Here is a 13,705-nt window from a genome sequence, read left to right as displayed (position 1 = left end):
GCACAGGCATACACTTCCCGGATGAGCAACCTGGAGCGGCACCCGGACGAGCATCCGGTCGCCGCCGAGCCCACCGGTCGTGCCACCGACGGCTCGCCCGTCGAGATCCTGGAGGCGCGCCTGGTGCCGCTCGGCGGACCGCGCGCGATCGAGGTGCGCCGCACGCTCCCCCAGCGCTCGCGCTCGACGATCGGCGCGTGGTGCTTCGCCGACCACTACGGGCCGGTGGCTCTCGGCGACGAAGCCGGCATGGACGTTCCGCCGCATCCGCACACCGGGCTGCAGACCGTCAGCTGGCTCTTCGAGGGCGAGATCGACCACCGCGACAGCGTCGGCAGCCACCAGCTGGTGCGGCCGGGCGAGCTCAACCTGATGACGGCGGGCCGCGGCATCTCGCACTCCGAGGTCTCGACCGGATCCGCGCCCGTGCTGCACGGGGTGCAGCTCTGGGTCGCGCTGCCCGAGGAGGCGCGGGTCGTCGATCCGTTCTTCGAGCATCATCACGGGGTGCGCGTCGAGCTGCCGGGCGCGGTCGTGCGGGTCTTCGTCGGCGGGATGCTCGGCGCCTCGGTGCCCGCGAGCGTGTTCACGCCCCTCGTCGCCGCGCAGATCGACCTCGAGCCCGGCGCGCGGATCGAGCTGCCCGTGGAGACGGAGTGGGAGTACGGCGTCCTCGTCGACTCCGGACCGATCGGGGTGGAGGGCGTCGACGTCGAGCGCTCCGACCTCGCCTACCTCGCGCCCGGCCGCTCGTCCCTCACGCTGTCGGCCGGCGAGGCGGGCGGACGCGTCGTGCTCCTCGGCGGTGAGCCCTTCGCCGAGCAGCTCGTGATGTGGTGGAACTTCGTCGGGCGCAAACACGACGATGTGGCAGCTGCCCGGGAGCGCTGGCAGGCCGACGTCATCGCAGGAGGCGACTCCGACGGCCCGTTCGGCACTGTCACCGGCTACGACGGCCGCGCGCTGCCCGCGCCGACGCTGCCGACGGTCCGACTCAAGCCGCGCCCGGCCTGAGCCCGATCCGCGTCAGGACTCCTTCGTCACCTCGTCGGCCGTCGCCTTGTCGGCCGCCGCCTTCCGGGCCGCCGCCTCGTCCGTCGCCTCCGCACTCTCCCGGAAGGCACGTCGCGGATCCTGCAGCGCCGTCATCGGCGAGAGGTCGCGCGGAGCGACCGCGTCGACGAGCCAGCCCGAGATGATCCGCCACTTGCGGTCCAGGCTCGGCATCGCGGCGCCGTGGTAGGCGCGGTGGGCGAGCCAGGCGAGCGGACCCCGCAGCTTCACGCCCTTGATGATCCCCGCGCCCTTGCCGAGCCCGTACTCGGCGACCGTGCCGACCGAGACGTGGCGGTACTCCTCGACGACGCCGCCGGTGAGGTCGCCCACGATGTTCTGCGCGAGCAGCTTGGCCTGCCGCACGGCGTTCTGCGCGTTCGGCGGGTAGTAGGCGGGCTGCTTCTCGGCGGTCAGGTCGGGAACCTGCGCTCCGTCCCCCGCCGCCCACGCGCCGGCGACCGGCTCGCCGTCGTCCGTGACCACCCGGAGGCGTGCGTCGGCCGAGACGTGCCCCCGGGGTCCGCGGGGGACGTCGGTGGCGTCGAGGATCGGGTTCGGCTTCACTCCGGCCGTCCACACGATCGTGGCCGCGGGGATCCGCTCGCCGGTCGAGAGCTCGACCACGCCGTCCTCGCAGGAGGGCATCGTGGTCTTCAGGTGCACGTGCACACCGCGCGAGCGCAGGTGGTCGAGGGTCCATCCGGACAGCTCGGGGCCGACCTCGGGCGCGACGCGGTCGAGGGCCTCGACGAGGTGCCAGGTGACGTCGCCCATCGAGAGCGACGGCTGTGCGGCCAGGGCGCGGCGGCTGAGGTCGAGCAGCTCGCTCAGCGCCTCGACGCCCGTGTAGCCGCCGCCGACGAAGACGAAGGTGAGCAGCCGGCGGCGCTCGGCGGAGTCGGTGGTCAGGGCCGCGCGCGCGACGTTCTCGAGCACGCGGTCGCGCAGGTGCGCCGCCTCCTCGACCGTCTTGAAGCCGATGCCGTGCTCGGCGAGACCGGGCGTGGGGAAGGTGCGGGTGACGGCGCCGAGGGCGAAGACGACCTGGTCGAAGGCGAGCGTGCGGGTCGAGCCGTCGAGGGCGGCGACCGTCGCGACGCGGTCGGCGAGGCTGACTCCGGTGATCGCTCCGCGGATGACGCGGGTGTGCTTCAGCGCCGAGACCAGGGGCACGGTGACGTGCCGCGGCTGGACGTGGCCGCCCGCCACCTCGGGCAGCAGCGGCTGATAGGTCATGTAGGGGTTGGGCTCGACCAGGGTGACGTCGATCGGAGCGAGTCCGCGCCGCTTCTCGAGCCCCCAGGCGGTGTAGAGGCCGACGTAGCCGCCGCCCAGGATGAGGATGCGCGTCGTTCCGGATGCCGTCATGTCCGTGTCCCTTCTCGGACCCCGGACCGGGCGACGCGCCGAAGCGGAGCCGCGTCCACCGGTGCTGGGGAGTCTCCGACGCTACGCCGCGATCCCCGACCGAGCCAGCCCCTTGCGTGCGACGCCGGACGCTCCGCTCAGCCGGCCACCCGATCCTCGAGCCGGAGCCGCCGACGGTACTCGCTGGGCGAGAGTCCCGTCTCGGTCGTGATCGCCCGGCGGAGGCGCTCGGGGGACGAGAACCCGGAGCGCCGCGCGATGTCGCTCAGCGGCAGCCCCGCCGCCTCGGCCGTGCCGACCAGACGGAGCGCGTTCTCGGTGCGGACCGTCGAGATCAGCTCGCGCAGCATGGTGCCGCGCTCGTCGGCGACGGCGCGCTGGAGGGTGCGGAGGCTGACCCGGCAGCGCCGTGCGACGGTGCCCGGGTCGAGCAGCGGATCGCTGTAGTCGGTGCGGATGACCTGGATCGCCGCGTCGACCATGTCGTGCAGGCCGAGCCGCTCGGTGTCCTCCTCCTCGCGCTCGGCCCCGAGGATGCGCGCGAGCCGCAGCACCGTGCCCTGCAGGTACTCGGACTGCACCGGGTGCCCGATGTCGAGGTCGGCGAGGAAGGCGCGCAGCACGGTGCGAGCGGAGGCCGTCAGCGCCGACTCGGGGAGGGTGCGCGCGGGCTCGACGCGGCGGGAGCGCTCGGAGGCGGGTGCGTCGAGGCAGAGCACGAGGAAGCGCACCACGCGGCCCGCGCGGATGATCGCCGGGGAGTCGGCCGAGAGCGCGATCCCGCCGTCGGTGACGGTGACGACGCCCTCGGCGGACTCGAGGATGAGCGTCCCCTCCATCGGCAGCACGAACGCCGACGCGCCGTCGGAGGCGGACGGCCCGGGCCAGCAGGCTGCGAATGCCGTGGAGACGACGTGCACGACTCGGAGGTTCTCGACCGAGGCGAGGGCGAGGTCCATCCGGAAGCCCGCCGGGAGGTCGACGGCGATCTCGAGGGTGCGGCGCAGCGCCGCTACTCCGTCGCTGCCGCGCAGGCGGACGGAGCGGACGCCCGGGCTCAGGGGAACGCTCAGCGGATTGAGCAGGGACGGGCGAGGGACCACGGTGGCGACTCCGTTCGTGAGGACGATCGCGGAGCGTTCGTCCTCCGGGAGTCTAGGAGACGTGAGACATCCTCGTCTCGGCCCCGTCCGGGGGTGTCACTGCAGGGCGGAGGTGAGGCGCGCCAGGTTGTCGAGGACGGTCGAGCGCAGCGGCTGCTGCCGCCACTCGCGCAGCGTCAGCTCGCGGGAGTGCTCGCGGTAGCTCTGCTGGACCTCGCGCAGGTCCTCGACGAACTCCGATCCGCGGACCATGAGCGACACCTCGAGGTTGAGGGTGAACGAGCGCATGTCCATGTTGCTCGAGCCGATGACGGCGACGTCGTCGTCGATGGTGAAGTGCTTCGCGTGCAGGATCGTGGGCTTGCGGTACATCCAGATCCGCACGCCCGAGGTCAGGAGCGTCTCGTAGTAGGAGCGCTGCGCGTGGTAGACCACGGCCTGGTCGCCGATCTCGGAGACGAACAGCTCGACGTGCACCCCGCGGCGGGTGGCCGTCGTGATCGCGTAGAGCATCGCCTCGTCGGGGACGAAGTACGGGCTCGTGATGATGATCGACTTCTGCGCCGAGTACAGCAGCGTGAGGAAGAGCCGGAGGTTGTTCTCGCCGTCGAACCCGGGCCCGCTCGGCACGACCTGGCAGTCGATGGTGTCGCGCCTCTGCAGCGCCTCCATCGGCTCCGACTCGCGCAGCAGCAGCTCGTCGGTCTCGCTGTACCAGTCGGTGATGAAGATGGCGTTGATGCCCTGCACGACCGGCCCCTCGAGGCGCACCATCAGATCGTGCCAGTGCAGCCCCCGCCGGATGTTGCCGCGCTTGTTGTAGCTCGAGTCGACGACGTTCTGCGACCCCATGAAGGCCGTGTTGCCGTCGACGATCAGGAGCTTGCGGTGGTTGCGGAGATCGGGCCGCTGGTACTGCAGCCGCCAGGGGCGCACGGGCAGCATGTACGACCACTTCGCGCCGGCCTTCTCGAGTGCGCGGAGGCGTCGGCGGGTGCCGCTGAAGTACCCCGGCACGCGGATGGACGCGATGTGGTCGAGGAGGATCCGCACCGTCACTCCGCGGGCCACGGCCCGGTCGAGCGCGGCGAAGAACGGCGCCGTGGTCGAGTCGGCCGCGAGGATGTAGAACTCGCAGTGCACGTAGCGCCGGGCGCGGTCGATCTCGTCGGCCATCGCCCGGATGGTCTCCTCGTAGCCGCCCTGGAGGCTCGCGTCGTTGCCTCCGACCAGCGGCATCGCCCCCAGGTTGCGGTTCAGGGTGACCACCGACTCGAGCCACTGGGGCCACGGGTGGTTGCGCGCGACCCGGTCGATGCCGTCGGTCGACTCGAGGATGAAGCGGTTGATCTCCTCCTGCTTGCGCCGCCGCCGGCGCGGCAGCTTGTAGCTGCCGATGAACAGGAACAGGAGGATGCCGACGTAGGGGATGAGGAAGATCGCCATCAGCCAGGCGAGTCCGGTCGTCGGGCGGCGGTTGCGCGGGACGACGATCACGGCGATGACGCGCACGATCAGTTCGACGACGATCGCCCCCACGGCGAGCACCAGCGACCAGTCGGGACCCGTCACCGCATCTCCTCGCCGGTCGGTCTGTCGGTGTGCATCGAGTCGGACCGGCCGGGGCGGCTGGTCTCCGGAGAACCTGTCTCTCGAGGAACCGTCACTGGAGACGCGGTCTCTGACGTGACTGGTCCTGAGAAGCCTGGTTCTGAGAAGTCTTGTTCTGAAAAGCTCAGGCGTCGCGGGGCGGAAGACCGCGGCGGGCGCGCTCCTCGGCCTCGATGCGGTCGTAGGCGCGGCGCTCGTTGCGGTCGGAGCGGATCACGGCCCGCATGATGAACCAGAAGAGGAGCCCGACGCTGACCGTCGGCACGAGTGCCCACAGCCCCTGATTCCAGATCTCCCAGTCCATGGGGCGATCCTACCGGGCGGCGCCGGGAGGGGCTCGGCAGTGGCCGGGGAACGCGCTGAGGAGCGCCTATCGGCTCTCGATCGACTGGTTGAGCGCCGAGGCGTCGGCGTTCAGGCCCTCGAGCTCCGCGCGCAGCCCGTCGTAGACCGCGATGTCGGCGTCGATGGTGTCGCGCGTCGCGTCGATCGCGTCGCCGCGCTCGAGCAGATCGGCCCGCTCCTGCTCGAACGCCGCCGTCGAGGGGAAGTCGCCGCTGTCGGCGCGCGCGTTGAAGTCGTCGATCTCGGCGTTCAGCGCGTCGTAGTCGGCGTTGTTCGCGTCGACCCGCGCGGTCAGGTCGGCGTACATCGCGTCGATCCGGGCGACCAGATCGGCGATGCGGTTCTCGAGATCGGTGAAGACGGCCTCGTAGCGCGCGTTCAGCCCGACGACGACGGAGCGGTCGGTGAAGTAGGCGGCGTAGTGCGCCTCGAGCGCCGGCGGCAGATCCGCCACCTCCGTGCCCAGGATGGAGTGCAGCTCGTTGACGCGCTCGCCGAGGCCGCCGGTGCGGTAGAGCTCGAGCCGCTCGGCGATCGGTCCGTCGGCGGGCAGCGCGGCGTAGGCCGCCTCGAGCTCGGCGCCGAGCTCGGCCTGCTCGTCGGCGTCGAGGCGCACCCACGCGGCGTGCAGCATCTCGTGGGCGGCCGTGACGTCGCGGATCCCGTCGAGGTCGGCGTTCTCGACGTCCGAGATGTAGATGTCGCTGCCCGTGTAGCAGCCGAGCACGATCTCGTCGGAGGCGCCGTAGCCGCAGAGCGTGTTGAACCCGGTGGTCGGCTCGACGGAGGGGCTGGAGGCGTAGTAGAGCGCGCGGCCGCGGGTCGACATCGCGGTGCGGTCCGCGAATCCGCTGATCGTCTCGTCGGGAGTGAACGCCTCGGCCGCCCGCTGGTCGGCGAGCGCCGTGCCGAGATCGGCGGAGTCGACCAGGACGGAGGCGGCGACGGCCGCGCCCACCCCGAACTGCGCGAGGGTGAGGACGCCGGCGAGCGCCGTCGCGACGATGCTGGATGCGCGGACCACGTCGTGCAGCGCCTACTTGACCAGGGGGAACAGGATCGTCTCGCGGATCCCGAGGCCGGTGATCGCCATCAGGAGGCGGTCGATGCCCATCCCCATCCCGCCGGTGGGCGGCATGCCGTGCTCGAGGGCGCGGAGGAAGTCCTCGTCGAGACGCATCGCCTCGTCGTCGCCCGCGGCCGCCTGCCGGGCCTGCTCGACGAAGCGCTCGCGCTGCACGACCGGGTCGACCAGCTCGGAGTAGCCGGTCGCGAGCTCGAACCCGCGGACGTAGAGGTCCCACTTCTCGACGACGCCGGGGATGCTGCGGTGCGCGCGGACCAGCGGCGAGGTGTCGACCGGGAAGTCCATCACGAAGGTGGGCCGGGTGAGGCCGCCCTTCACGAAGTGCTCCCAGAGCTCCTCGACGTACTTGCCGTGGGTGGGCACGTGCACCTCGACGCCCTCGCGCTCGGCGAGGGTCTCGAGCTCGACGAGCGCGGTCGACGGAGTGATCTCGATGCCGGCCGCGAGCGAGAGGCTCTCGTACATCGAGATCCGCTCCCATTCGCCGCCGAGGTCGTACTCGGTGCCGTCGGCCCAGGTGACCACGTGCGATCCGGCGACGGCGAGCGCCGCGTTCTGGATCAGCTCCTGGGTGAGGTCGGCGATCGAGGTGTAGTCGCCGTAGGCCTGGTAGGCCTCGAGCATCGCGAACTCGGGCGAGTGCGTCGAGTCGGCGCCCTCGTTGCGGAAGTTGCGGTTGATCTCGAAGACCCGCTCGATGCCTCCGACGACCGCGCGCTTGAGGTAGAGCTCGGGCGCGATGCGGAGGAACAGCTCGGTGTCGAACGCGTTCGAGTGCGTGGCGAAGGGGCGGGCGGAGGCGCCGCCGTGCATCACCTGCAGCATCGGGGTCTCGACCTCGAGGAAGTCGTGACCGGCGAAGGTGCTGCGGAGCGAGGCGTTCACCTTCGCGCGGGTGACCACCGTGTCGCGGGCCTGCGGGCGCACGATCAGGTCGAGGTAGCGCTGGCGCATCCGCGTCTCGTCGCCGAGCTCGTTGTGCAGGTTCGGGAGCGGCAGGATCGCCTTCGCGGCGATGATCCACTCCGAGACCCAGACGCTCAGCTCGCCGCGCTTGCTCGAGATGACCTCGCCCTCGACGAAGAGATGGTCGCCGAGGTCGACGAGCTCCTTCCAGGCCGCGAGCGACTCGTCGCCGACGTCGCCGAGCGAGACCATCGCCTGGATGCGGGCGCCGTCGCCGGACTGCAGGGTCGCGAAGCAGAGCTTGCCCGTGTTGCGCTGGAAGACGACGCGACCGGCGAGGCCGACGCGGTCGCTCGTCTTCGTGTCGGGCTCGAGACCAGCGTGGCGCGCGCGGACCGCGGCGATCGTGTCGGTGACGCCGACGGAGACCGGATAGGCGCCGCCTCCGAGATCGTCGCCGGCGCGCTCGAGCAGGCGCTCGCGCTTGGCCAGGCGCACGGCCTTCTGCTCCGAGGCCTCCTCGGGGGAGAGCTCGGCGGGGGCGTCGGGGGTGTCGGCCATGGCGGAACGGTGCTTTCGATCGGAGGCGGTCGGGCGCGATCAGGCGAGCAGGATCGGGCCGTTGTCGAGGAGGCGGGTGGAGCCGACGACCGCGGCGACGAGCACGAGGGCCGGGCCGCGGTAGTCGTCGTCGACCGGGAGGAGCGTCGTCGGGTCAGCGACGACGAGGTAGTCCAGTTTAACCAGCGGCTCGCCCATCGCGGCCGACTGAGCGGCGGCGATGACGGAGTCGACGCCCCGGTCGGCGGCGGACGCGGCCGCCTCGAGCACCAGCGGCACCGTGCGCGCGGCGCGGCGCTCGCGGGCGTCGAGGTAGCGGTTGCGGCTCGAGAGCGCGAGGCCGTCCTCCTCGCGGACCGTGTCGACGGCCTCGATCGCGACGGGGAGATCGAGATCGCGCACCATCCGGCGCACGAGGAAGAGCTGCTGAGCGTCCTTCTGCCCGAAGAGGGCGGCGTCGGGCTGCACGATGTGGAGGAGCTTCGCGACGACGGTGAGCATGCCGTCGAAGTGGCCGGGGCGCGAGCGGCCCTCGTAGAGCGAGCCGACCCTGCCCGCGACGACGCGGGTCGAGGTGGAGCCGTCGGGGTACATCTCGGCGACGGTCGGGGCGAAGACGTACTCGACCCCCTTCCGCTCGAGGAGAGCCAGGTCGGCCTCGAGATCTCGGGGGTAGCGGTCGAGGTCCTCGGAGGGGCCGAACTGCAGCGGATTGACGAAGACCGAGACGACCACGACGTCGGCGATCTCGCGGGCCCGCTCGACGAGCGCGAGGTGACCGTCGTGCAGGGCGCCCATCGTGGGGACGAGGGCGATGCTCCGACCAGCGCGACGCACCTCCTGCAGCCGCTCGCGGAGGGCGTCGATGCGTTCGATGGTGCTGATCACCCGAGAACCCTACCGGCGGAGCCGCGTCCCCTCTCCCGGGCGCCGGCTCTGCCTGAGCCTCGTCCTCCGCTCGTCGCCGGAAGCAGCGACCACACCCCACCGTCGATGCAGTCGCCCTTGTCCACAGGTCCGCGCAACGGCCTCGCCTGCAGCTGCCGGCGAGGTAGCGTTCGTGGACGAGAAGATCTCACTTCTGATGCGGAGCCCCTTGAACGACACCCGCCCGCTCTGCGAGCACGTGTCCTTCACCGAACCCGGATGGAGGTCCGACCTCGTCGAGCTGCTCGCAGCAGCCCGCCGCTGGCGCTCCCCCGCCTCCACCACCCTCGACCGTTCCGATGTCGAGGCCAGCTTCGAGAGCGCGATGCGCTGGGGGCTGCATTCCCTCCTCGCCGTCAGGGGGACGGTCCACCCGGAGCCCGGTCCGTACTCGCTGCGGATCGAGAACACCGCCACCCGGATCCGCCCCTGGCGCGGAGTCGCGATATCGACACCGAACGAGGAGATCCTGACCGAACACGAGTCCCGCACCTATCAGGACTTCGAACGCCGCGTCGCGCTCCACCTGGTGGGCGACGAGGCACCGTTCTTCTACCGATCCCCCGACAGATGACCACCGATCCGCGCCTGCCTCGGCGAAAACGAGACGCACTGCTCTGGCCCGGACTCCTTCCTCTCGCGCTCGCGCAGGTCGCCGCGTCGACCGCCGCCGGGCTGGTGCTGACGATCGCGAGCGTCACGGCTCTCACCCTCTCCGGGTCCGAGCAGATCGCAGGACTCGTGCAGACGTCGACGGTCGTCGGAGCGAGCGCGCTCACGGTTCCGATCGCGCGGCTCACTCTGCGGTTCGGGAGGCGGGCTGCTCTGGCCGTCGCCTACGGGACGGCCGCGCTCGGCTCGGTCATCGGTGCAGCCGCGGTCGCAGCCGACCTCTGGGTGCTGTTCCTCGCTGCCGCCGCATTGATCGGAGGCGGGACCGTCGCCGGTCTCGCAGCGCGCTTCGCCGCCGCCGATCTGGCGCCGAGGGACACTGCAGTGGCGATCGCTCTCGTCCTCTGGGCATCGACCGTGGGATCGATCGTCGGACCGAACCTCGCCGGCGCGACCGGTCTCGCGAGCGCTCCGGCGTTCCTGCTCCCCGCAGTCCTCTACGGCTCTGCCGCGGCCTGCGTGGTCGTCGGGCTCCGCCGGACCGAGGTCGCGACGACGCCGCAGCGCCGCGAGTCCGCTCGGACCGCGGACGTGATCGCCGTCTTCCTGGCCCACCCGCGAGCGGTGGCCGGACTCGCCGTCACCGCAGCGGTGCACGCGACGATGATCGCGCTGATGACCATGGCACCGGTGCACCTGCACCACGAGGACGAGCCGACCGGCGTCGTCGGGCTGCTGATGAGCGCGCACCTCGCCGCGATGTATGCGCTCAGCCCGCTGTTCGGCCTCCTCGTGCGTCGCGCGGGCGCTCTGCGCAGCGGCGCGGCCGGGCTGGGAGTGGCCGTCGTCGCCGGCGGCGTGCTGGCGGTCGGCGCCTCCCGCGGTGCAGTGGTCTTCGCCCTCGGGCTCACTCTGCTCGGCATCGCCTGGTCGCTGGGGATGGTGGCCGGCTCGACTCTCGTGACCGAAGCCATAGGTCCACGAGAACGGACCCTCACGCAGGGCGCGACCGATCTGCTCATCAACCTGGGCGGTGGAGTCGCGAGCGTCGTCGCCGGCTCGGTGGTCGCGTCCGCGGGCTATGCACCGCTCGCCTGGGGCTTCGCCGCCGCCGTCGCTCTCGCCGCGGTCGTCCTGCTGGCCGCCGTCGCCCGTCGGACGCGAGCCGCACCCTCCTGAGAGCCGAGGGAACCAGCTCACGTCGAAGCAGCCACGTCCTACCGGCGGTCTCGACGGGTACGGGTTCTCCGGGCAGGAGGGACGCGCTCAGCCCGCCGCCCGGCGCAGGGCGTCGTCGACCGAGGAGCGCACGAGGCTCGAGAGGAAGAAGCCCGGCTTGTCGATGCCGATGCCGGCGAGCAGGCCGGCGGCCTGATCGACGATCGCGGTCGAGAAGGTGGTCGCGGTCGAGACGGCCTCCGCGTAGGCCGCGCGGTCCGCCTCCGCGACCGTCACGGGCTCGCCGCCCATCTCGACGACCAGCGCCTGGGCGATCGGGAGCACCGGCCCGGGGGCCGTCACGGCGAAGTAGGTCTCGGAGAGGCGCGCGAGATCCAGGCTCGTCCCGCTGAACGCCATCGCCGGGTGCACCGCGAGCGGGATGACTCCGGAGGCGAGCGCCGGCGCCAGCACCCCGTAGCCGTGCTCGGGAGCCGTGTGCAGCACGAGCTGCCCGGGCTGCCAAGCGCCGGTCGCCGCGAGACCCGCGACCAGAGCAGCGATCTCGCCTCCGGGGACCGCGATGATCACCAGCTCGCTCCGCTCGACCAGGTCGGGCACGGCGAGCACCGGAACGCCCGGGAGCAGCGCGTCGGCGCGCTCGCGGCCGCTCTCGCTGGTCGTCGCGATGCCGATGACGGCGTGGCCCGCGTTGGCGAGCGCCGCACCGAGCACGGGGCCGACGCGGCCGGCTCCGATGACGCCCACTCCGAGGCGCCCGTCTCGACGGCTGTCAGGCATGCGGTGGTCCCTCCGGTGCGGGCCAGGCGGCGCGATCGAGCGGGGCCGGCCAGGAGACGGGGGCGGCGGCGCGCGCCGGGGCGGGGCGCCTCCCCCACAGGTGGCTGTCGTCGCGCCCGGCGGCGGCGACTCCGGCGCGCGCCAGCTCGTCGAAGAACCGGCGCCCGTCGGCGACGCTCATCACCGGCACCATCGGCGTCACCGGGCCGGTGACCTTGTGCACCCGCGCCGAGGCGAGGCCGAGCAGGCGCTGGATCGGTCCCTGCTGCACTCCGACGCTCTGCATCCGCGCGAGCGGGACCACGGCGACCCGCCGCCACACCGCACCGCTGCGGATCACGACGACGTCCTCGGTGAGCCGGTAGCCGGTCCGCCGGAACGAGAGCGGCCGGAGCCAGGCCGCGGCGCGGGGCGCCCGCGTGTACCCGGGGGCGTCGCGGAGGCGCAGCGCATCGCCGACCGGGGTCGCCTCCGCCCCCTCGGCCGGCCCGGGGAGGAGGAGGCCCAGCACGCGCTCGACCGCGACGAGATCGCCCACGGGCAGGATCGTCGTGTTCGGCTCGCCGTTGGCCCCGCGGGAGGCGGCGTGGCCGGCGCGGTCGATCTTGACCTGCCACCAGCCGAACGGGCGCCAGAGCAGCGGCTGCGTGATCTCGACGGCGTGGATCCGGCCCGGCGGCAGCGTGTCGCTGCTGGTCGAGAGCACGCCGTAGCCGACGCGGACGCCGTCGGGCGTGCCCGCGATCGAGTAGCGCAGCGAGCGGACGAACTGGCGGATGTAGTAGCTGCCCGAGCCGATGAGGCCCGGCAGGATCGCGAACAGGATGTAGGGCGATCCGTAGACGGCGACGAGGACCACGGCGACCACCGAGACCGCGAGGAACACCGTGAAGCCGCTGAAGACCAGCGAGCCCAGCAGACGTCCCGGCGGGATCGACACCACCGACTCCGGAGGCGTCCCCTCGTCATCGACGTCGACGAACTCCTCGAGCCGGCGCGACAGGAACCCGCCGGCGGGCGCGGCGCCGGCCGCCACCGCCTCCCGCTCGCGGACCCCCGAGGCCAGTCGCAGGATGTCGCGGCGGAGCGCGTCCACCAGCCTCGACCCGAGGTACGAGAGCTGGACGTTCGCGTCCTGACCGGCGACGCTCACCTCGAGCTTCGCCGCTCCGAAGAGCCGGGCGAAGAGCGGACGCTGCACGGCGATGCCCTGGATGCGGTCGAGCCGCGCCCGGCGGTTCGTGCGGAAGAGGACGCCGGAGCGCACCTCGACCACCTCGTCGGTGATGCGGAAGGTGTGCATCCGCCACGAGAGCCAGAACGCGAAGACCGCGATCGCGAGCCCCACGGCCACGGCGAGCAGCGCCCAGCCGATGAGTCCGCGGCGCAGCAGCTCGTCGACCGGGTCGCCGCTCGCGTAGCCGCCGGGGCCGGGGAGGAAGAGCTCGACCAGGCGCTCGCGGAGGTTGGTGATGACGATGCCGAGGACGACCAGCAGGCCGATCCCGCCCTTGAGCACGGGCGTGGCGGGGTGCAGACGGTGCCACTCCCCGTCGGCGAGATCGGTCTCGATGCCGCGGACGGCGGCGGCGGGGGCGTCGCTCACAGGCCGGCCCGGCGCGACTCGGCGAGCGCGACGAGTCGGTCGCGCAGCTCCTCCGCCTCGCCGGCGACGAGACCGGGGATGCTGACGCCCGTCGCCGCGGCGGCCGTGACGAAGCGCAGGTCGGCGAGGCCCAGCGCTCGCGCGAGCGGCCCGCGGTTGACGTCGATGAGCTGCATGCGGCCGTAGGGCACCGAGACGAAGCGCTGGAACATGATGCCGCGACGGAACAGCAGGTCGTCGTCGCGGAGGAGGTAGCCGTAGGCGCGGGCGCGGCGGGGCGCGACGATCAGGAGGGTCACCGCGAGTGCGGCGGCCGCGACCAGCAGCGGCGGCGCCCACTCGACCCCGATCAGCCAGAGCACCACGGGGACCGCCAGGAGGACGACGCTCGAGACCACGGCCGACACGATCTCGACGGCCACGTACTTCGGCGAGACGCGGCGCCACTCCCCCGGGACGTCGAGCCGCCGACCCTCGAGAGCGACCGCCTCGCGTCGGCTGCGACGCTCTCCGGCCGCGGGTCGCGACTCCGGCTCGTCGGTCACGATGACGTCCTCCCTGCCC

13 protein-coding genes are annotated in these 13,705 nt (G+C 72.3%); 3 read left to right on the top strand and 10 right to left on the bottom strand.

Annotated elements, in window-relative coordinates; genetic code table 11:
• The first annotated feature begins 21 nt into the window (after nt 1-21).
• Nucleotides 22-1,014 carry a pirin family protein gene (locus tag GRS96_RS05990; RefSeq protein ID WP_159987998.1) on the top strand — a complete coding sequence of 331 codons (993 nt, stop codon included), beginning with the start codon at nt 22-24 and terminating at the stop codon, nt 1,012-1,014.
• Nucleotides 1,015-1,026: 12 nt separating this feature from the next.
• Here the strand turns inward: GRS96_RS05990 and GRS96_RS05985 are convergent, their stop codons facing one another.
• The 7 genes from GRS96_RS05985 to panC form a co-directional block, all read right to left on the bottom strand.
• Nucleotides 1,027-2,424 (bottom strand): NAD(P)/FAD-dependent oxidoreductase, encoded by a 1,398-nt coding sequence (locus GRS96_RS05985; protein WP_159854764.1) that lies wholly within the window; start codon nt 2,422-2,424, stop codon nt 1,027-1,029.
• A 137-nt stretch (nt 2,425-2,561) separates the two neighbouring features.
• Nucleotides 2,562-3,527: an AraC family transcriptional regulator gene (locus GRS96_RS05980; protein ID WP_159987997.1), complete on the bottom strand. Its 966-nt coding sequence runs from the start codon at nt 3,525-3,527 to the stop codon at nt 2,562-2,564.
• A gap of 96 nt (nt 3,528-3,623) precedes the next feature.
• Nucleotides 3,624-5,099 (bottom strand): cardiolipin synthase, encoded by a 1,476-nt coding sequence (cls, locus tag GRS96_RS05975; protein WP_159854768.1) that lies wholly within the window; start codon nt 5,097-5,099, stop codon nt 3,624-3,626.
• A 163-nt stretch (nt 5,100-5,262) separates the two neighbouring features.
• Nucleotides 5,263-5,442 carry a hypothetical protein gene (locus GRS96_RS05970; RefSeq protein WP_159854770.1) on the bottom strand — a complete coding sequence of 60 codons (180 nt, stop codon included), beginning with the start codon at nt 5,440-5,442 and terminating at the stop codon, nt 5,263-5,265.
• A 66-nt stretch (nt 5,443-5,508) separates the two neighbouring features.
• Nucleotides 5,509-6,507, bottom strand: a complete 999-nt coding sequence (locus GRS96_RS05965) for a hypothetical protein (RefSeq protein ID WP_159854772.1) — start codon at nt 6,505-6,507, stop codon at nt 5,509-5,511.
• A 12-nt stretch (nt 6,508-6,519) separates the two neighbouring features.
• A complete protein-coding gene (gene lysS, locus GRS96_RS05960; protein WP_159854774.1) occupies nt 6,520-8,037 on the bottom strand; it encodes a lysine--tRNA ligase in 1,518 nt (505 codons plus the stop codon).
• A 39-nt stretch (nt 8,038-8,076) separates the two neighbouring features.
• On the bottom strand, nt 8,077-8,925 hold the full coding sequence (panC, locus tag GRS96_RS05955; RefSeq protein WP_159987996.1) for a pantoate--beta-alanine ligase: 849 nt from the start codon (nt 8,923-8,925) through the stop codon (nt 8,077-8,079).
• Between the two features lie 208 nt (nt 8,926-9,133).
• On the opposite strand from panC, the gene GRS96_RS05950 reads away from it, so the two are divergent.
• Both GRS96_RS05950 and GRS96_RS05945 read left to right on the top strand, forming a co-directional pair.
• Complete coding sequence (locus GRS96_RS05950; RefSeq protein ID WP_159987995.1) at nt 9,134-9,538, top strand: hypothetical protein; 405 nt, start codon at nt 9,134-9,136, stop codon at nt 9,536-9,538.
• Nucleotides 9,535-10,755, top strand: coding sequence for an MFS transporter (locus tag GRS96_RS05945; protein WP_159987994.1), 1,221 nt, complete (start codon nt 9,535-9,537; stop codon nt 10,753-10,755). Before GRS96_RS05950 ends, GRS96_RS05945 begins: the two co-directional genes overlap by 4 nt.
• A gap of 87 nt (nt 10,756-10,842) precedes the next feature.
• Here the strand turns inward: GRS96_RS05945 and GRS96_RS05940 are convergent, their stop codons facing one another.
• From GRS96_RS05940 to GRS96_RS05930, 3 genes are read right to left on the bottom strand one after another with little or no spacing between them, the layout of a single operon-like run.
• Entirely contained in the window at nt 10,843-11,535 is a 693-nt protein-coding gene (locus tag GRS96_RS05940; protein WP_159987993.1) for a Rossmann-like and DUF2520 domain-containing protein, read from the bottom strand.
• A complete protein-coding gene (locus GRS96_RS05935) occupies nt 11,528-13,141 on the bottom strand; it encodes a PH domain-containing protein (RefSeq protein WP_159987992.1) in 1,614 nt (537 codons plus the stop codon). The genes GRS96_RS05940 and GRS96_RS05935 overlap by 8 nt, the downstream gene beginning before the upstream one ends.
• Nucleotides 13,138-13,686, bottom strand: a complete 549-nt coding sequence (locus GRS96_RS05930) for a PH domain-containing protein (protein ID WP_159854786.1) — start codon at nt 13,684-13,686, stop codon at nt 13,138-13,140. Before GRS96_RS05930 ends, GRS96_RS05935 begins: the two co-directional genes overlap by 4 nt.
• Between the last annotated feature and the right edge of the window lie 19 nt (nt 13,687-13,705).

It is taken from the genome of Rathayibacter sp. VKM Ac-2803 (assembly GCF_009807175.1).
In the GTDB taxonomy this organism is placed as follows: domain Bacteria; phylum Actinomycetota; class Actinomycetes; order Actinomycetales; family Microbacteriaceae; genus Rathayibacter.
Note: the sequence above shows the minus strand (reverse complement) of the source record. Positions and strands in the feature narration are given on the sequence as shown.

What these genes read in the sequence shown, in the direction of transcription:
- GRS96_RS05990 (WP_159987998.1), top strand. Translation starts at nt 22, where the DNA reads ATGAGCAACCTGGAGCGGCACCCGGACGAGCATCCGGTCGCCGCCGAG.
- GRS96_RS05985 (WP_159854764.1), bottom strand. Translation starts at nt 2,424, where the DNA reads ATGACGGCATCCGGAACGACGCGCATCCTCATCCTGGGCGGCGGCTAC.
- GRS96_RS05970 (WP_159854770.1), bottom strand. Translation starts at nt 5,442, where the DNA reads ATGGACTGGGAGATCTGGAATCAGGGGCTGTGGGCACTCGTGCCGACG.
- lysS (WP_159854774.1), bottom strand. Translation starts at nt 8,037, where the DNA reads ATGGCCGACACCCCCGACGCCCCCGCCGAGCTCTCCCCCGAGGAGGCC.
- GRS96_RS05945 (WP_159987994.1), top strand. Translation starts at nt 9,535, where the DNA reads ATGACCACCGATCCGCGCCTGCCTCGGCGAAAACGAGACGCACTGCTC.
- GRS96_RS05940 (WP_159987993.1), bottom strand. Translation starts at nt 11,535, where the DNA reads ATGCCTGACAGCCGTCGAGACGGGCGCCTCGGAGTGGGCGTCATCGGA.